General features: G+C 50.9%; 20 protein-coding genes and 1 other annotated feature. Of the genes, 15 read left to right on the forward strand and 5 right to left on the reverse strand.

The annotated features are described in order from the left end of the window. Positions 1-2 precede the first annotated feature (2 nt). Positions 3-1,055 carry a hypothetical protein gene (locus tag IPM09_02530; GenBank protein QQS22394.1) on the reverse strand — a complete coding sequence of 351 codons (1,053 nt, stop codon included), beginning with the start codon at positions 1,053-1,055 and terminating at the stop codon, positions 3-5. Between the two features lie 81 nt (positions 1,056-1,136). Continuing rightward, positions 1,137-1,255: a sequence feature (ribosomal protein L10 leader region), on the forward strand. Positions 1,256-1,314: 59 nt separating this feature from the next. Between IPM09_02530 and IPM09_02535 the strand changes: the two genes are divergently transcribed. The 7 genes from IPM09_02535 (at position 1,315) to IPM09_02565 (ending at position 5,873) form a co-directional block, all read left to right on the forward strand. Continuing rightward, positions 1,315-1,839 carry a 50S ribosomal protein L10 gene (locus IPM09_02535; protein QQS22395.1) on the forward strand — a complete coding sequence of 175 codons (525 nt, stop codon included), beginning with the start codon at positions 1,315-1,317 and terminating at the stop codon, positions 1,837-1,839. A 103-nt stretch (positions 1,840-1,942) separates the two neighbouring features. Continuing rightward, positions 1,943-2,323 carry a 50S ribosomal protein L7/L12 gene (rplL, locus tag IPM09_02540; protein QQS22396.1) on the forward strand — a complete coding sequence of 127 codons (381 nt, stop codon included), beginning with the start codon at positions 1,943-1,945 and terminating at the stop codon, positions 2,321-2,323. A 207-nt stretch (positions 2,324-2,530) separates the two neighbouring features. After that, on the forward strand, positions 2,531-3,178 hold the full coding sequence (locus tag IPM09_02545; protein QQS22397.1) for a hypothetical protein: 648 nt from the start codon (positions 2,531-2,533) through the stop codon (positions 3,176-3,178). 235 nt (positions 3,179-3,413) lie between these two features. Further along, entirely contained in the window at positions 3,414-3,929 is a 516-nt protein-coding gene (locus IPM09_02550) for a hypothetical protein (protein QQS22398.1), read from the forward strand. 105 nt (positions 3,930-4,034) lie between these two features. Beyond that, positions 4,035-4,199, forward strand: coding sequence for a hypothetical protein (locus IPM09_02555; GenBank protein ID QQS22399.1), 165 nt, complete (start codon positions 4,035-4,037; stop codon positions 4,197-4,199). After that, a complete protein-coding gene (locus IPM09_02560) occupies positions 4,199-4,486 on the forward strand; it encodes a hypothetical protein (protein ID QQS22400.1) in 288 nt (95 codons plus the stop codon). Before IPM09_02555 ends, IPM09_02560 begins: the two co-directional genes overlap by 1 nt. Positions 4,487-5,222: 736 nt before the next feature. Continuing rightward, positions 5,223-5,873, forward strand: a complete 651-nt coding sequence (locus IPM09_02565) for an AAA family ATPase (GenBank protein ID QQS22401.1) — start codon at positions 5,223-5,225, stop codon at positions 5,871-5,873. A gap of 18 nt (positions 5,874-5,891) precedes the next feature. On the opposite strand, the gene IPM09_02570 is transcribed toward IPM09_02565, so the two are convergent. Beyond that, entirely contained in the window at positions 5,892-6,374 is a 483-nt protein-coding gene (locus IPM09_02570) for a hypothetical protein (GenBank protein QQS22402.1), read from the reverse strand. 115 nt (positions 6,375-6,489) lie between these two features. Between IPM09_02570 and dnaX the strand changes: the two genes are divergently transcribed. The 5 genes from dnaX to recR are packed head-to-tail and all read left to right on the forward strand — an operon-like array spanning position 6,490 to position 11,708. Further along, the gene (gene dnaX, locus IPM09_02575; GenBank protein ID QQS22403.1) at positions 6,490-7,899 is read left to right on the forward strand and encodes a DNA polymerase III subunit gamma/tau; all 1,410 of its coding nucleotides are present in this window, start codon (positions 6,490-6,492) and stop codon (positions 7,897-7,899) included. Next, positions 7,899-9,251: a replicative DNA helicase gene (gene dnaB, locus IPM09_02580; protein ID QQS22404.1), complete on the forward strand. Its 1,353-nt coding sequence runs from the start codon at positions 7,899-7,901 to the stop codon at positions 9,249-9,251. Before dnaX ends, dnaB begins: the two co-directional genes overlap by 1 nt. 30 nt (positions 9,252-9,281) lie before the next feature. Then, positions 9,282-10,745: a glycosyltransferase family 39 protein gene (locus tag IPM09_02585; GenBank protein ID QQS22405.1), complete on the forward strand. Its 1,464-nt coding sequence runs from the start codon at positions 9,282-9,284 to the stop codon at positions 10,743-10,745. Positions 10,746-10,782: 37 nt separating this feature from the next. Next, positions 10,783-11,073 carry a YbaB/EbfC family nucleoid-associated protein gene (locus tag IPM09_02590; GenBank protein QQS22406.1) on the forward strand — a complete coding sequence of 97 codons (291 nt, stop codon included), beginning with the start codon at positions 10,783-10,785 and terminating at the stop codon, positions 11,071-11,073. Between the two features lie 20 nt (positions 11,074-11,093). Continuing rightward, positions 11,094-11,708 (forward strand): recombination protein RecR, encoded by a 615-nt coding sequence (gene recR, locus IPM09_02595; GenBank protein ID QQS22407.1) that lies wholly within the window; start codon positions 11,094-11,096, stop codon positions 11,706-11,708. 49 nt (positions 11,709-11,757) lie between these two features. On the opposite strand, the gene IPM09_02600 is transcribed toward recR, so the two are convergent. Next, positions 11,758-12,075 carry a hypothetical protein gene (locus IPM09_02600; GenBank protein ID QQS22408.1) on the reverse strand — a complete coding sequence of 106 codons (318 nt, stop codon included), beginning with the start codon at positions 12,073-12,075 and terminating at the stop codon, positions 11,758-11,760. An 83-nt stretch (positions 12,076-12,158) separates the two neighbouring features. On the opposite strand from IPM09_02600, the gene IPM09_02605 reads away from it, so the two are divergent. The 3 genes from IPM09_02605 (at position 12,159) to IPM09_02615 (ending at position 15,899) form a co-directional block, all read left to right on the forward strand. Continuing rightward, positions 12,159-13,148, forward strand: a complete 990-nt coding sequence (locus tag IPM09_02605; protein QQS22409.1) for an IS30 family transposase — start codon at positions 12,159-12,161, stop codon at positions 13,146-13,148. Positions 13,149-13,240: 92 nt separating this feature from the next. After that, positions 13,241-14,257 (forward strand): DHH family phosphoesterase, encoded by a 1,017-nt coding sequence (locus IPM09_02610; GenBank protein QQS22410.1) that lies wholly within the window; start codon positions 13,241-13,243, stop codon positions 14,255-14,257. 592 nt (positions 14,258-14,849) lie between these two features. Beyond that, positions 14,850-15,899, forward strand: coding sequence for a class I tRNA ligase family protein (locus IPM09_02615; protein ID QQS22463.1), 1,050 nt, complete (start codon positions 14,850-14,852; stop codon positions 15,897-15,899). On the opposite strand, the gene IPM09_02620 is transcribed toward IPM09_02615, so the two are convergent. Then, entirely contained in the window at positions 15,896-17,032 is a 1,137-nt protein-coding gene (locus tag IPM09_02620) for an AI-2E family transporter (GenBank protein ID QQS22411.1), read from the reverse strand. The two genes, IPM09_02615 and IPM09_02620, sit on opposite strands and share 4 nt — an antisense overlap. 48 nt (positions 17,033-17,080) lie before the next feature. Next, the gene (locus IPM09_02625; GenBank protein QQS22412.1) at positions 17,081-17,266 is read right to left on the reverse strand and encodes a hypothetical protein; all 186 of its coding nucleotides are present in this window, start codon (positions 17,264-17,266) and stop codon (positions 17,081-17,083) included. Positions 17,267-17,280: the final 14 nt, after the last annotated feature.

The following is a 17,280-nucleotide window of genomic DNA, read 5'->3' on the forward strand; positions in this document are numbered from 1 at the left end:
ATTTAGTGTTTTTCTAGGCCAGCGATAAGAGATGCGTAGACCGTATCGCGAGCATCTTTATCGGGGATTTTAAGCAGTACTTTGGCATTTTCTTGCCCTATGAGCGCTACGTCGTAGTCGGCGAGAGCGGCGGCGACCGCCTTTGCGCCAACAATTGGGTGGAAATCGGCCGAACGCTCGTGGTAATTCAACCGATCTTTGTAATCATAGCTGCGCAAATAATAGCTAACGCTCAGCGGCTGCGCATTGATGAAGAGCTCTTCGCCACTAGGGAGCGTAACAAGCTGAAGGTTCGACTGCACGTCAACGAGTTCAACATCATCTGCGAGCAATACCACCGTAGCCTTACGTATAAGTTCGAACCTATTACCAGGAGTATTAACCTCAGCTGCGACACGTTTTTGTACTAAAACACCCGTGTCATCTAAGAACTGCCAGCTGCCAAAATCGCCGCCTTCGGGGTTTCGCCAGCCTATGACAGCCCGACCAGCCTTCTGGAGATCCATTAGCTGCTGCTGCACCTGTGTGTCGAGCTCGGCAAGTTGCGCCTGGCTGAATGGCAGTGTTAATTTATGAGTTTCAACACTTGTCATTTCAGGGTACTCAGCTATCAGCGCTACAAGTTCAGCAAACGATGCCACACCAGCGCGTGCATCTTGGATAGTCTCTAGCATAGCAGCTGATGGCCTACGGGCGTGAACTGCTGCATATAGCCGTTCGTAACCAACACTATTATGGCTGCACCGAATGGTAATTTGTTTTTCGATTTCATCAACAATTTTCGTAAAGTAAGGTTCTGGCACACCCGCTGCCTGACACATGCTAAGTACCCGCGCCCTAAGGCTAATCTTTGCTGCTTCAGTATAAAGCGCACCCCCAGCTAGCTTGACAGCGTATGGGTCGAGTGGCGTCGGCAAATAATTAACAGCATCGTCGTTAGTATCTGGCATATCCCACGCTAGCGTGACCGGCTGATTAAGTACGTCGATATCGCTACTAGGCGCCTGGGCTGCTTCGGTGTATTCACAGCCCAACATTTTTATTACTCTTTTCATTCGGTGACATATTATAGCACAGTTCGCAAGTTTATTCTTGAACTGATAAATGATATTGAAAATAATGAGGCTAGCTGCTATACTCCATTGTAGACATTACCAAAGACAGTAGCGGGCCAGTGTGCCGATAAGAATGCTACCGAGGGAATTACACTTTTTCCATGGTCTTTGGTGAGCGCCAAAGATTTTTTGTTGCTCACCATATGTCGAAACTTAACAATGTGGTCGAATACCAAATCAAAGTAAAGGAACTCTATCTATGGCTATTAGCAAAGATAAGAAACAAGCTTTGGTCGGTGAACTAAGCGAGCTATTCGCAAACGCAAAAGGCACGGCTGTTGCAAAGTACCAGGGTATCAGCGTCGCTGATCTGCAGGCACTGCGCAAAAGCGCCCGCGAGGCTGGTGTGACAATTAAAGTTGTCAAGAACCGCCTAGTGCGCGTTGCAATGGGCGACAATGCTACCTACAAAGGCGCATCTACCGATGCACTTGTGGGTCAGCTGCTCTACGCATTTAGCGATAGCGATGAAGTCATGCCAGCAAAGGTGCTGAACGACTTTGCCAAAACCCATCCCGAGCTCAGTCTTGTGGCGGGCTTCAGTGGCGAAGGCGTCACGCAGTCTGCTGCCGATGTCACCGCGCTTGCTGGCTTGCCAAGCAAGAACCAGCTTATCGCCGAAGTGGTGGCGCAATTGCTTTCACCAGTTCACGATGTCACCAATGCACTCTCTGGCAACCTCCATGCGTTGCTCGACGGTGTCGAAGCCAAAGCTGCAGCGTAAGCTGCAAACATCATTCACCCCCTAAAGCCGGTACCCGTACCGTTGCCTACGGCGGGCTGGACAATTCATCAATCGATAACTATCCCATGAAAGGACACTTGACATGGCAGACGTAAAGAAACTTGCAGAAGAGCTTACAAAGCTTACTGTACTTGAAGTAAACGAACTAAAGAACGTCCTCAAAGACGAATACGGCATTGAGCCAGCTGCTGCTGCAGTTGCTGTTGCTGCCGGCCCAGCTGCTGACGCTGGCGCTGCAGCTGCAGACGAAAAAACTGAATTCACCGTCAACCTGAAAGACGGTGGGGCACAAAAAGTTGCCGTCATCAAAGCAGTTAAAGAAATCACCGGCCTTGGCCTTGGTGAGGCAAAAGCACTAGTCGACAACGTACCAAGTGTTATTCTTGAAAAAGCCAGCAAAGACGACGCCGAAAACGCCAAGAAGCTTCTTGAAGAAGCTGGCGCAGCTGTCGAGCTCGCGTAGTAAGTTATACCACCCCCTAAAGCCGATGCTACGCATCGTTGTACTTTACGGGGCGACCACATTTGTTGATGCAATAGCCACTCTGTAGTGATACGGGGTGGTTTTGTATTGTGGGGTAGTCTCAGGTAGGTCAAAATGCTTGACTTTTTATGATTGTCGTGCTATAATGGTATATAGTAAGCCATAATCCATCTAGTAAGGAGCACCGTGGCTCGTACCAGCACAGCCCGTCGTCCGCAGTCGCCGAAGAGCATCGCTGTCGTCCGCCATCGTGCGGCCGCCAACCGCGCCGCGTTCATGGCGAAGATCGTGGTGTTCGACGAGCACGGCAACCTTGTCGAAGACAGCTCACACCCGAAGGCGGGTGTGAAGTACGACAAGTGGCGCAAGCAGGGCCGGGCAGAGAAGCGCGCCCGGCGCCAGGACCAGATGGCCGTCTTCACCCTCGCTGAGGGCGTGGCGGACACGGTCGACTGGCGCCCGCCGCGGGCGTATCGCAACTCGCTCACTTCCCGTGAGCGGTTCCGCATCGCCAAGTGGGAGCGCGAAGCGCGCCGCCGCGAGGCAGAGTGGTGTCGGCAGGACGCCGAGATGCTCGCCGCCATGGACAAGGCGATGGCCTTTGTCGAAGACAAGGAGCCCATCGCCCCAGTCGCCCCCGAGCGCAACTTCGGCCTGGCAATGCGCCAGCGAGCCGAGCACGAACGGCATGCATGGACACCCCGGCCCGACAGGCCGCGAGTCGTGCTGCCGCCGCACCTGCGGGTGCCGGAGGACGAAGAGCGCCGCGTCACCGGCTACCGCGGTGGGCGAACTCGCCACCAGCAGGCTCGGCTCACCTCGGGCGCCTTCTAGGCGCCACTACGGCCCGACCGTTCCTTTCCCTACAGGGATTGGAGCGGCCGGGTCGTTTCATTTGTGGCATAGCAAACTTACACAGAACATGGTCTAGCCACATATAAAAATTACAACGACTTTTATTTTACCTCATATTACCGTGTGGAAAATTTCGGGGTTGACACCACGCCTCGCACGCGGTATATAATGAGGGTATTACTACACAAAACAGACAAGGATTGCGAGAACTAATATGTCTGAATTACCAGAAAAACAAGTCAAGCGGCTCAAGTCGCTCATTCAGGAAGCAGAAACCAACCTAGCGGCCGCTAAAGAGCTGCTGATTAGTATTATCGGCGATGATGGAACCGTGGTCACGCCTACCAGTAGCCGCGAAGAAGTCAGTGGTAAAGTGATCGAAGGCGTGTTTGACGGCCAGGTCATGATCGGCCCAGACGGCAAAAGCTACCCCGTGCCCGCCAACTACGCAAGCAAGAGTAAGCTGGTTGAAGGTGACATACTGAAGCTCACCATCGCCGACGATGGCGGCTTTATTTACAAGCAAATCGGTCCGATCCCACGCAAGCAAGTGATTGGTACACTCGTTCAACACGACGGTGCCTACTATGTCGAAGCGAGCGGCCGCGAGTACCACATTCTGCTTGCCAGCGTGACCTATTTCCGTATCAATATTGGCGACCAAGTCACCATCATCATTCCCGAAGACAACCCAGACGCTACCTGGGCAGCTGTCGAAGCAGCACTCTAGCCGCACGTCGCATCACACATTTGGCACACCTGCTGTATTTGCATGTGTGTCTTTTTGTGGTATAAATAGTATTTAAGGGTTGTTCTTTCGAGTAGAGGAGTCGTCATGGCATTGCTCATTCTTATCCTCATAGCTGGTGGATACCTTCTGGCTGCGGGCACATTCGCCAGTGCCGGGCTTGAGCGCTGGGCGACCATAGCGTTCTACACCGGCGTCGCCATGGTCTTTGCCGGTGCGTACCTGCTGATTGCCAACTGGATGGTGCTCTGATGGTCATTCAGCGCTTGCGGCGTGCTGTACGCTGGCTGATCGGTGCGCTAAACGACACACTGATGGCCGTGCTGTTCATCGGTGTTACCGTTCCGCTCGCGCTGATTGGCACGGCAAGCGCATTCGGCACAGCTATCGGTCTTGGACTCACCGTGCTTGGCGATGAGCGCGGGCCGCGTGTGGCATTTGGCTCACTGGCTGTTCTTGCTTGCTGCCTGGTGATTCTGGCCGGCCAGGACTACCTATACAAGAACAAGTCAAAACTGTCAGAAGAATCCCTATTCTGACCACTAACTGCGCAGACTAAGCCTGCGCAGTATTTCATTGTAAAACCACCCACAACATAGTCATCGGAATTCTCTTTACTGCCCACCCCCTTTAATACATGAGGTAAATGGCTAAGTTTATTAGCCCTGTCGGCGATTAGGCAGCCGCACTTTGATTCCCAGCGATCAACGACTAAAGACACGGAACGTCCTCTTTTTTATTATGGGCTATGGCCGTCTAGGCAGAGGCTACTATTGATGGCGCGGGTGATTGTCCACGGTAAGGAATCTATGGGGATTAATTCAGGTAACCTACATTGACAATAACTAAATATTCTGCTTTAATGATAATGATCGTCCTTGCTTGACCCAATCTATCACTGTGAGGAGAAGTATATGCTCGTAGTAAACTTGGTCAACCATCCGTTGTCTTGGCTCATCCTGATTGCGCTTATTGTCGTCATAGGGGGCGCCGAGACAATCGAGGCCGCTAGCCTTGAACCGAGGAATCGGTTATCACCATCACGCTGATCGCATATAGCTTCATTGTCAGTGCTTTCTGGGGATTCATCTTCTCCACTCACTGGCAATGGCTGGAAGCCATGGCATCCTGGACGTTCTTCTAGTGCCACCGAAAAAAGGCTCGCCGAGATAGCTTCATAGGAGCATCTCAGGCTAAGCTATTTCGGTGGCCTTTTTCGTATTGTAAAATCTACGCCGAAGCGAAGCATGCGGTTAGGCTATACTGACAAGTAGAATGGCAGAATTTATCAATACTATTGGAGCCATGGGTAGTGGTAAAACACTCGAAGCCATGCGCATGCGCTACAACTTGGCGCGGAGACATTTTGGCGTTATTGCTTGCAAATCGCCAGTCGATACCAAAGCCGAAAAACGCATCGAAACACGGTTTAAAGGCAAAATCCAAGAAGATGTCGACTTTTTGCTCGAACCTGGCAACAATGCCGTAGAGCGTATGCACGCCTACGCCCAGCTGTTACATCCGCAAGCAACCCGCCTAGCGCTACTGTGCGACGAGGCGCAGTTCATTACACCCGAGCAGGCAGAACAGTTTCGCGACCTTGTTGACGAATATGGCGTGTCAGTGTACACCTATGGCATTGAGACGGATTTCCAGCGCCGCTTCTTCCCGGGCTCACTGCGCCTTAGGGAACTCGCCGACGAAAATGTATGGCTAACGAGCATTTGCGATGGCTACCTGCCTGGGGAGTGTGGCAGTGCGGCGCGGTTTAATACCCGCCTCATAAATGGCAATTTTACTTTCGTAGGTGAACAAACTGCTATCGACGAAGAGGGAACCTTACAAACTGAGCGACCCGTCACGACGTACCGAGCCCTGTGTGGCGCCTGCTATCATTTGGCCGAGCTAGAATCGAATAGCAAATAAGTACACACGAGGCGGGTCTCAAGTGCGCGGATACAGCCCACCCTCGGGAGGAAGGTCTTGGATAATAGCTTCGCCATTTGCAACTTTCGACTGTAAGGCTTTTAAATTCGCTTCTGCGATCAGCGCGCGCTGTTCGGCTTCGGCTGTTGCGCGGCGCCTATTGGCTACATCTACAGCTGACATACCGACAAATTCGCAGCTTGCGCAGACCGTTAGACCCGCTATTTTACGTATATTCTGGAGTGCTTCAGCTCTGGTATCATATCCCCATGCACGTCTCTCTTTGTCTGATCGTACATCTACGCCAAGTTCGGTGAGTTTTGGACAGGTTAAGATAGGCTTTACCCCCGTAGATTTAAGGACAGTATCGCCGGACTTGAATGCTTTTGTAGAAATATTAAGCGTTTCGTCACCGCGCATTACTTCCATCCACTCAACATACTGCACTCGTTTTAGTGAACAGTTATCGAAATTACTCGTTCCGCTTCGTTTTCTCCACATAATTATCATATTATACATAATAGTTACATAATTAGCTAAATCATGTATTTGCATACTCATTTGTAAGCCAATTCAACAACAGTATTTCCTGGCTCAAAACGATATAATAGAAGCAATGGGGCAGGCGTTATATCGAAAGTACCGCAGTAAATCGCTCGACGAAATCGTCGGGCAGTCGCACATTACCGACATTTTACGCCGGGCTATTGCTGCCGACCGTGTAGCGCACGCATATTTGTTTACCGGGCCAAAAGGCGTGGGTAAAACCAGTATCGCTCGTATTCTGGCGCATGAAATAAACCAACTGCCTTACACCGACGAATCGACCCACCTCGACATTATAGAAATCGATGCCGCCAGCAATAATGGCGTCGATGATATTCGTGACCTACGCGAAAAAGTACAAATCGCCCCCACCAGCGCGCGTAAGAAAATCTATATTATCGACGAAGTACACATGCTCAGTAAGCAAGCTTTCAATGCACTCCTCAAAACGCTTGAGGAGCCGCCAGAGCATGTTGTATTTATTCTCGCCACCACAGATGCCGATAAACTGCCTCCCACCATTATTAGCCGCGTGCAGCGGTTTAATTTCCGTGCCGCTACCGAGAGCGATGCCGCAAAGAATTTACGCAGGATCGCTGATGCCGAACAGATTGCCATTGATGACGAAGCAATTGCACTCATTGCTCATCATGGAAACGGCAGTTTTCGTGATAGTGTGAGCATACTCGATCAACTACAGAGTCTCAGTGACGACACAATTAGCCGCGAACTTGTTGAAGGCGTACTGGGACTTGCCGATGCCGACACGGTAGAACGACTGCTCGAGGCATCTCAGACCGGTGATCTCGCAGCCGTCGTGCGCCTTGTTGATGATAGTGAAGCGCGTGGTACTCCCGCGGGCGTGCTCACCGAACAACTGATTCGCACTATTCGCACCCGTGTCGTTACCCATCCACAGCTACTACCACTCCTCGATAAATTACTCGATGTATCGCGCAGTGCTTGGCCGCATATGAAGTTACTGGTTGCACTGGCTGGCTCGGTCCGGGCTACCAAAACGAGCACAACGGCCGCTGCGCCACCAAAGCCGCAGATCCAACCAGCCGAAAAGCCACAAGAAGTAGCGCCAGAGCCCACCCCTCCGTTGGTCAAAAAAAATGTGACTGCCGCTGCCGTCGAGCCTGTAGCATCAACAACCACAACTACAATTACTTCAGATGAAATGGACTTTCCTCTGACTGATTTTCTAGCGGCGATGCGCAAACAATCAATCGGCGCTGCAACCTTACTCGCTCGCTGCGGGTATAGCTACTCGAAAAATCACCTCACGATCTATGCTGGCAAACCCTTCACGAAAAAACAAATCGAAAAATCGCTTGTTCAGATTGCCGCTTCCTTACAGGAGGTCGGCATAGAAGACGCCGATATTGCTATTCTTGCCAAAACCAAACCCGCTCGTGATAGTAAAACGGCTGCCGTACTTGCTATTATGGGCGGAGGAGAAGAAGTAGTACTATAATGGCCGAGAAGAAGCAAACCCCTGCAGGTAAGATCCCGCCCCAGTCACTCGATGCTGAAATGAGTTTGCTCGGAGCTGTGTTGATTGATGAAGAAGTCCTTGCCGATATTAGCGAAGTTGTCACCGCCAAGGATTTTTATGATAAGCGGCATATGACTGTTTACGCTGCAATGATGCGTCTCTATGAGCACCACAAACCCGTCGACCTACTGACTCTTTCAGAAGAACTAAAGAAGAAAGATGAGCTCGGGGAGGTAGGTGGCAGCGCTTATTTGACCGAACTAACCAACTACGTCCCTACCGCGGCAAATGCCCGTGCCTATGCCGAACTCGTACAGCAAAAAGCCGTACGGCGTCGCTTGATTCGCGCCAGTGCACAGATTGGTGAAATGGGCTTCGACGAGGAAACAACCACTCAAGAGCTGCTTGAAAAGGCTGAAGCGGAACTTTTTAGCGTCAGCGACCAATCGCTCAAGCAAGACCTCGTGAGTATCGAAAGTATTCTGACTGAAAGTTTTGATCGTATCGAGGAATTACACCGCAATAAAGGCGCTTTGCGCGGCATTCGCACTGGGTACCGCGATCTCGACAACATGACGGCCGGCTTGCAGCGCAGCGACCTCATTATTATCGCCGCCCGCCCTGCGATGGGTAAGACGACGCTCGTCACCAACCTGGCGTATAATGTCGCTACGATCGCAAAGCTGCCAGTGTTATTCTTTAGCCTCGAGATGAGTAAGGAACAGCTCATCGACCGTATGTTAGCCGATGCCAGCGGTGTCGATAGTTGGAATATCCGCACTGGCAACCTAAGTGACGAAGATTTTAGCAAGATTAGTGAAGCCATGGGTGAAATGGCTGAAGCGCCGATTTTTATCGATGATACACCAGGACTCAGTGTGCTCGAAATGCGCACCAAGGCTCGCCGTGCGGCGCATGATCAACCGCTCGGACTCATTGTGGTTGACTACTTGCAGCTGATGCAGTCTACCGGTGACTACAAAGGCAACCGTGTGCAAGAGGTGAGCGAAATCAGCCGCGGTCTCAAGCTGATCGCCCGCGAACTGAATGTGCCGCTGATTGCACTCAGCCAGCTAAGCCGCTTGGTAGAAAGCCGTAACCCACCCATCCCGCAGCTATCAGACCTGCGAGAGTCGGGAAGCATTGAGCAAGATGCCGATCTTGTCAGCTTTATCTACCGCCCAGGCTACTACGAGCCAGATAACCCTGACATGCAAAACATTACCGATCTTATTATTGCGAAACACCGCAACGGACCCGTCGGCAAGGTTCAGCTGTACTTCCACCCAGAGCGCCTACGCTTCATGTCGCTCGACAAACGCCGTGAATAGATAGCCGTTATGCTATAATACCTATTAGTTATGCTGAAGCATGTCACTGACTATATGTTATACCGATGGCGGTATCTTATCGGCTATGCCGTGATGGTGGCGGCTATTGGCGCCGTGTTTTACTTGGTCGGCCTGCATGTGCCTGGCGCCCTACGCCAAGCCGAGCTCGACTCGGCGATAAAGAGCGGTAGCTTGTCTATGGAAACACTCGAACCAAGTATGGTCATTGACTTGCCATATCATATTCTCCAGCGAGTAATATTTATTCTTTTCGGCGTATCAATCGTGACTATCAAGCTACCATCCATTATCATTGCTACCTTGACAACAATCGGAATTTTCTTGTTAGTGCGCACCTGGTTTCGTCGCAACGTGGCCATCATCGCAACCATCACCGCGGCAACATCGACTCAGTTCCTATTCTTACTTCAAGATGGAACACCTCATATTATGTATAGTTTCGTCACAATATGGTTATTATTTGCCTCCACCTACGTCACACGCAACAAGGCATTCAGCACGCTATGGAAGGTTATGACCGGGGTACTCATGGCGACAGCTCTTTATACGCCACTTGGGATCTATCTGGTTATCGCAATCCTCACGACGGCGTTCTTTCATCCACACATACGCTATACTATTCTGCGTTTTTCGCGTCCAAGGCTATGGATTGGGATTTTTCTGGCACTCGTTTCACTGACGCCCCTTATCTACGCAGCAATCATCGATCGAAATGTCTTGTTCACACTAATCGGTCTGCCGGTAGGTGAAATCCACTTGATGAGGAATCTTACCGAAGTTGTCCTCGACTTGTTTGGTTATACCGCACAATCTACAACCTATTTTCTCCGCCCTGCTTATTCACTTGGGCTTTTTCTACTTATACTAGTTGGCGTATATAAACTTATTACGTATAAATATACAGCTCGAAGCTATATCGCCCTGATACTAGGTCTCGTCATGGCGCCGCTCGTTCTGCTAAATCCAGAGCGCTTGTATGACCTCTTCCCGCTCGCTTGCCTCATGATCGCGCTCGGTGTGGCGACGCTCATCACTGATTGGTATAAGCTTTTTCCGCGTAATCCCTATGCCCGTATTGCGGGACTAGTGCCGCTTGGCGTATTGATTGTTGGTATCGTCTACTCAGGAGTTATCCGTTTTACGGGTAACTACCTGTATAATGGCGCAATTTTGTCGCACTACAGCACCGATGTACGTCATTTACGTCATGCTCTAGCCGCAAACCAAGCTTCGCCGACGACGACAAAGCTCGTTGTCGCCAAAGAGGAGGTGGCGTTTTATGCCCTTATGGCTCATTACGACAAGCGTTTTACTGTGACGCAAATTGGTAATCCTGTTTCTGCGCCAGTCACTATACTCAGTCACAATGCCTACCGCCTCGCTAAGCCAACTACCGAACCGACGCAAATTGTTAGCAACCGCATGACAGAGAATAGTGATCGGTTCTACATCTATAAAACTGCCTCGAAATAAGGTATAATACGTCCCAACATATTACGGAGGAAAACCCATGGCACTGGATCAAATGAAAATGCTAAATGATTTGCGTAAGGCACAAAAAGCACTGGCAAATGAAATTGTCGAAGTTGAAGCTGGCGACGGTGCAGTTGTCGTGCAAATTACTGGTGAGTTGAAAGTAAAAAGCATCAAAATCGACCCAGCGTATGTCGACCTAGATGATATTCACGAACTCGAGCACTGGCTCGAAATCGCCATTCGCGACGGCATGGCAAAAGCCCAAGAAATCGCTGCAGAAAAAATGAAGCCGCTAATGGGCGGCCTGGGCAAACTTGGCCTATAGGGCCAGTGGCACCTGACTTCATGAGTCAATTACTACCGAAAGCATTATTGTCGGTGATCGACGAACTGGGACGCTTACCTGGTGTCGGCGCACGAACTGCCGAGCGCTATGCGTATTTTCTATTGCGCAGTGAGCCGCGTACATCTGAACGACTGGCGCAAACGATCGCCGGGCTTCACGCTGGAGTGAGAACGTGCCCGGTAACATTTGCGCTCATCGACCCAGACCAAGAGGTGTCGCCGCTCTACACAAATGCCGACCGCAATAAGCAGCTGGTGGCAGTAGTAGAAGAACCGCTCGACATTGTTGCACTTGAGAGAACCGGTCAATACAAAGGAACCTACCATGTTCTCGGGGGGGCGATTAGCCCAATTGACGGTGTTGGCCCCGAACAACTGCATGTCGCCGAGTTAGTTGCTCGACTAAAAGCCGATAATGTAGAAGAGGTGATTATTGCCACAAATGCCAGCGTCGAGGGTGAGTCGACCGCACTCTATATTCAGCGTCAAATAAAAGAAGCTAACATCGATACCAAACTCTCGCGCCTAGCCCGTGGGATCCCGGTAGGTGTTGACCTTGAATACGCCGACCAGATTACGCTTGGTCACGCGCTTGAAGGAAGACGGACATTATAAGAAAAACCCCGCACGTCCTAGCTGGTAGGATATGCGGGGTATGGGAAGGCTAGTCAACTCGCGGCGAAGCGGTGCGAGTCTTATAGGCACCCATCCAGCCTCGAATGTTCTCTTCGGCGAGCTGGAGTAGCAGGTCTCGAATGAAAAACTCATAGTCGCTCGCCGGGTACTCGCGCTCGTGCCCCTTGTCGGTCGCACGGGCTTGCTCGAGTGCCCACCTGAAAGCCGGGGTGTGTCGTTTCTCATGATTCGTCTCGAGCTCGCCGTATGCCCACGCGATAGTGAACCGTGGCGGACGCGAGCTCCATGTCGACACCAATGGTCGACCTGAGCGACCACGCTGTCGCTGTCTTCCAGGACGTGCCATGTTAGCCCTCCTTCGACTCGTTCTGCTCTATTCACCTCCATTCCGTTTTGAATCAGGACACCCGATGCTAGACAATACACACCATGAAGAAAGCATCAAAGGTAACGGATGCCGAGCGAAGCGAGATAGACATCCTCCATACCAAAGGCTATTCTGCACGGGCCATCGCCCGTGCATTGGGGCGCAGTCCCAATACCATTGCGACCGAGCTGCAACGCAATAGCCTCAAGGATGGGAGATACGTCGCTACCCACGCCAAACACAAAGCCTATGTACGGCGTAAGTATGCTCGCTACCAAGGCAAGAAGATTCAAGACAATGACGAGCTTCGCTCGTTCATCGTCCTGAAACTCTCTGAGCACTGGAATCCAGACGAGATAGCCGGCTATCTCAGAGCCAACTCAGCGCTTGGTATCTATGCCAGCAAGACGGCCATCTATGAATGGTTGCGCAGTGCCTGGGGACAACAGTACTGCCCGTTGCTGTACTCGAAGCGTTACCGCAAGAAACCACGCAGACAACTCAGGGCGGGTCACGTCATGATTCCCGACCGCACTTCCGTCACAGAGCGACCGCTGGTCGCTCTAGACCGAGCCGAGACCGGTCACTGTGAATACGACAGCGTCGTGAGCAGCAAGCACCCAGGGAGCGCCTCTGCACTCGCTGTCCTTACCGAACGGTCTTCACGACTGGTACGAGCGAAGCTCGTACCTAACCTGAAGCCAGAGCCGTACGCACACACCATCTCGCGACTCGCGAGTGGGCTGGGGGTTCGCAGTATGACGACCGATAACGGCATCGAGAACAGGCGCCACGCACTCGTCACTAATAAGACGGGCGCGCCCGTCTTCTTTACTGACCCCTATTCCTCTTGGCAAAAAGGCAGTGTCGAGAATGCCAACAAGATGCTGCGTCGCTACTTCCCGAAGGGCACCGACTTTGCTACAGTGACACAAACGGATGTTGACAATGCGCTAGCACGCATTAACAACAAGCCGAGGAAGATCCTCGGCTACAAAAGTTCATTACAAGTTGCAAAAGAGAAAGGATTAATTCTAGAGGGAGTGTCCTGATTGGGGGGTGAATTTAGGTCAAACCTAATCCTTATATTATACTCCTATTATGCTATTTAGTCAAGTTGAACAGATGTGGTATACTAATGCTAATGTACGAAAAAGTGCTTTCAACCTTTGCTCAAGCCTCGCATATTATTGTCATTCAGGGCGAAAACCCCGACGGTGATAGCCTAGGTAGTTCTCTAGCACTTGAAGAACTGCTCGCCGAGCAAGGTAAAACCATCACATTGTACTGCGCAACCGATATGCCTAAATACCTACGTTATATACAGGGATGGGATAGAGTTGTCAGCAACTTTGCCTTCGACGCAGATTGTGCAGTTATTGTCGATACTGCGGCTGAGGCCCTGATCGAAAAAGCACTCGCGACACCTGGCGTACGGCACTTCCTTGAATCGCATCCGGTTATCGTACTCGACCATCATGGCGAGAGTGATGAAGACAACAGCATGAATGACCTTTCCTTCAAACATGAGTTTGTCATGTCACCAAGTGCCGCCTCAACTGGTGAGATGATAGCCGAGCTTGCGAGCATAGCCGGCTGGGCTGTAACACCGATGGCTGCCGAGCAGCTCTATATCTCTATCGCTTCCGATACCCTCGGCATGACAACACAATCGGCCACGGCGGCAACATTTCAGGCCGTGGCGGCCCTCGTTGCTGCGGGCGCAGCTCCCTCTGAGATCGAGTTACGCCGCCGTGAGTATATGAAAAAACCTGCCGATATATTGGCGTATAAGGCGCAGTTGATTGAGCGGATTGAGTACCATTTAGATGGCAAATTGGCGACAGTGCACATCCCCTGGGAAGATATAGCTGAATATAGTGATCGCTATAATCCGAGCGTACTGGTGCTTGATGAGATGCGTCTTGTTGATGGTGTCGAAGTTGCCTGCGCTATTAAAACCTACCCAGACGGCAAGCTGACAGGGAAGTTGCGGTGCAATACACCAGTTGCGAGCCAAATTGCTGGTTACTTTGGTGGTGGTGGCCATAGCTATGCAGCCGGCTACAAAATCCATGAAGACTACGACAAAAGCATGCGAGAACTACTTGATGCAACCGATAAAGCACTAAAGGAATACCATGGCTCTCAAGCTTCATAACACGCTCACCGGTCATACTGATGACTTCGTGCCATTATCCGAGAATAAAGTAACGCTCTATACCTGCGGCCCTACCGTCTATGACCTTCCGCATGTCGGCAACTGGACATCATTCGTTTACTGGGATATTCTCGTTCGTACACTACTAGCCGAGGGCTACACGGTCGAGCGCGTCATGAACATTACCGATGTTGGCCACCTTGTGAGTGATGCGGATGACGGCGAAGACAAGCTTGAAAAGGGCGCACGTCGGGAAGGCAAAACCGCCTGGGAAATTGCAGAATTTTATGCCGAAGATTTCATGAATGGTATGGAGCAGCTGGGCATGGTCATGCCCGAACACCTCGTCAAAGCGACCGATTTCATCCCGCAACAACTCGACCTCGTACGCGTACTGAAAGAAAAAGGCTATACATACCAGACTACCGACGGCATCTACTTTGATACTAGCAAGTTTCCAACCTATGCCGACTTCGCTCGACTCGACCTTGAGGCCCAAAAAGCGGGCGCTCGCGTGGAAGTGAACAATGAAAAACGCCAACCCTGGGACTTTGCGCTATGGAAATTTACACCAGCGGGTGAAAAACGAGATATGCAGTGGCAAACACCCGATGACTTGTTGGAGTTGCCGCCATATGTGCCAACATCCGGCCATGAGCCGCATACTATCCAGGCAAATGGGATCGAGCGGGTGGTGCGAGAATCCGAGCATCAAGAAGAAATTGCTCAGAAGCAATTTTTCGCAGATGCTGAATCACAGCGACAGGACCCGCGAACCAGCGCAGCTACGTGGCAAGCCACAGGCGAAGCCGATGACGCAAGCGGGGAACATAGCAATAAAGTAATGGGCTTCCCGGGCTGGCACCTTGAGTGCTCGGCGATGGCGATGAACATTTTGGGGTCAACCATCGACATTCATACCGGTGGCATCGACCATATACCAGTCCACCACACCAACGAAATTGCCCAGAGCGAAGCGGCCAGTGGGCAAAAATTCGCCAACTACTGGCTCCATAACAACCATCTCAAGATCGATGGTGGTAAGGTAAGCAAAAGCCTTGGCAATGGCTACACGCTTCATGATCTAGCCGACCGCGGCTTTGATGCCATGGATCTGCGCATGTTCATACTGCAAAGCCAATTTACCAACGAAGGTAACTTCACGTTCGATAACCTAGCGGCTGCAAAAAACCGGCTGAGCAATTGGCGTAGCTACGCGGCGCTGCGACACCAAACCCACGACAGACTCGATGACGACACAACGAAACGCAGTGACGACGGTACGGTTTCGCTGGTCGCTGGGGGCGATGCCCTGCGCGAAGCACTTGCGAATAACCTCAATACGCCAGAGGCACTGAAGATTATTGATGCCTCATTTGCTCGCCTCGACACTATCCCACTGGAGCGGATACACCAGCATGGGCTGATTAGTTTTATCGAGGCTATCGACGAACTACTCGGTCTTCAGCTCGCCGCTCATTCACCTGATATCGATGACAAAACTAAACGGCTTATATTGGAGCGCCGACATGCCCGAGATAACCATGATTGGCAAACGTCAGATCGACTACGTGATGAGTTACTAAAGGAAGGTATCGCTATACGCGACACGCCATACGACACTATTTGGCTCTACTCCTAGGCCTCTTCGCCCGAAAGTTTTTTAACAAGTTTAGCCAAAGGTTTTTCGTTTTCTTTGCGCTCTTCGTGGTTATTTGCTAGATACTCTTCCACCAATACTTTTAGGCAGCCGGCGATGGGAATACTGATGATTCCACCGGCAATACCAAACACGTATAGCCCTATTGTAACCGCTACTAGTACTGCAAGAGGGGAGAGTTCAATGCGACGAGCCTGAATAGTGGGTGAGATGAAATTGTTCTCGACTTGCTGATAAATCATGAAATACACTGCGAAAATAATTCCTGCCGGCACACTATTGAGAAGTAGTAGCAGCGAAACTATCGCACCGGCGATTGTTGCGCCGAACATCGGGATAAGCGCGAGCGTGAACGTGATAGCAATAGTCGGTAATGCAAGGTTAGCCGGCACTTCTGGAAAGAATAAGCTGAGAATAAATACTGTCGCCCCAGCACACAGCGCATCGATACCAGTGACCGTCAGTTGCCCGGTGACATAGCCCGATACAACACTATGCATGCGACTTACAAGGTGCTTGTGATACTTCACTTTTCGTTCGTTCCGGTACAGTCCCCATAACTTCTGTAGCCAAGTTGGCCCCTCAACTAGCATAAGGAAAGTAAGCACGAGTACAAGCAGAGTAGCCGCGAATAATGACATCGCAGAACCAAGCCCAGATATGAAGTTTCTTCCAAACCCAGCCGCCCAACGCGTGGAGTCGGCCTGGATTGACTTGACGGCTTGATCAACTTGCGGCTGTATATGATATTTATCGATGAGCGCACCGAGACCATCCCACTGTTCCGACATTGTCTTAACGAGACTAGGAGCCGAATCGATAAATTTGGCAGTTTGCTGCACGATAGGCGGCACAACAAGAAAAACAACTGCAGCTAGAAGTGCTACAACAACTGTAAAGGCGATCGCTGTGCTAAGGGTTCGACTACGGTCTGGCAATCGACGCGCCAGCCGACTAACAGGGCCATCAAGCGCAAGAGCAAGAAAAAGTGCGACACCGAGAATTGTTAGAGCTGTTCTTGCGCTATACAGCGCTAAAATCACGAAGGCAAATCCAATGACTACAAGCCAAAAACGTACGAACGTCTTTGTATCAATCTCAATGCGTACTTTCATGTCGTGTATTATAATCCAAAATCACTTGATGCGATAGATACTCTACGTTTATTGTGATCCAAGCACAGCGATAATCGCCATCAATACTAATATAGTGCCAGCAAGCGCCGACACGGCGACCGTCATACGATTGGGATAGTAGTCAACCTTTACCGAAGAGGGAGACTTTTTTTTAGTAACGACATTTTTGCGAGACTTTTGCTTTGCGGACGGTAGCTTTTTTTGATTAACCATAAGCATAGTATACG

This window comes from Candidatus Saccharibacteria bacterium, assembly GCA_016700015.1.
Lineage (GTDB): Bacteria > Patescibacteriota > Saccharimonadia > Saccharimonadales > Saccharimonadaceae > Saccharimonas.

Coding starts and splice junctions, on each gene's coding strand:
- IPM09_02530 (QQS22394.1), bottom strand. CDS start 1,055: ATGAAAAGAGTAATAAAAATGTTGGGCTGTGAATACACCGAAGCAGCC.
- IPM09_02535 (QQS22395.1), top strand. CDS start 1,315: ATGGCTATTAGCAAAGATAAGAAACAAGCTTTGGTCGGTGAACTAAGC.
- rplL (QQS22396.1), top strand. CDS start 1,943: ATGGCAGACGTAAAGAAACTTGCAGAAGAGCTTACAAAGCTTACTGTA.
- IPM09_02550 (QQS22398.1), top strand. CDS start 3,414: ATGTCTGAATTACCAGAAAAACAAGTCAAGCGGCTCAAGTCGCTCATT.
- IPM09_02555 (QQS22399.1), top strand. CDS start 4,035: ATGGCATTGCTCATTCTTATCCTCATAGCTGGTGGATACCTTCTGGCT.
- IPM09_02560 (QQS22400.1), top strand. CDS start 4,199: ATGGTCATTCAGCGCTTGCGGCGTGCTGTACGCTGGCTGATCGGTGCG.
- IPM09_02565 (QQS22401.1), top strand. CDS start 5,223: ATGGCAGAATTTATCAATACTATTGGAGCCATGGGTAGTGGTAAAACA.
- IPM09_02570 (QQS22402.1), bottom strand. CDS start 6,374: ATGTGGAGAAAACGAAGCGGAACGAGTAATTTCGATAACTGTTCACTA.
- dnaX (QQS22403.1), top strand. CDS start 6,490: ATGGGGCAGGCGTTATATCGAAAGTACCGCAGTAAATCGCTCGACGAA.
- dnaB (QQS22404.1), top strand. CDS start 7,899: ATGGCCGAGAAGAAGCAAACCCCTGCAGGTAAGATCCCGCCCCAGTCA.
- IPM09_02585 (QQS22405.1), top strand. CDS start 9,282: ATGCTGAAGCATGTCACTGACTATATGTTATACCGATGGCGGTATCTT.
- IPM09_02590 (QQS22406.1), top strand. CDS start 10,783: ATGGCACTGGATCAAATGAAAATGCTAAATGATTTGCGTAAGGCACAA.
- recR (QQS22407.1), top strand. CDS start 11,094: ATGAGTCAATTACTACCGAAAGCATTATTGTCGGTGATCGACGAACTG.
- IPM09_02600 (QQS22408.1), bottom strand. CDS start 12,075: ATGGCACGTCCTGGAAGACAGCGACAGCGTGGTCGCTCAGGTCGACCA.
- IPM09_02605 (QQS22409.1), top strand. CDS start 12,159: ATGAAGAAAGCATCAAAGGTAACGGATGCCGAGCGAAGCGAGATAGAC.
- IPM09_02610 (QQS22410.1), top strand. CDS start 13,241: ATGTACGAAAAAGTGCTTTCAACCTTTGCTCAAGCCTCGCATATTATT.
- IPM09_02615 (QQS22463.1), top strand. CDS start 14,850: ATGCAGTGGCAAACACCCGATGACTTGTTGGAGTTGCCGCCATATGTG.
- IPM09_02620 (QQS22411.1), bottom strand. CDS start 17,032: ATGAAAGTACGCATTGAGATTGATACAAAGACGTTCGTACGTTTTTGG.
- IPM09_02625 (QQS22412.1), bottom strand. CDS start 17,266: ATGGTTAATCAAAAAAAGCTACCGTCCGCAAAGCAAAAGTCTCGCAAA.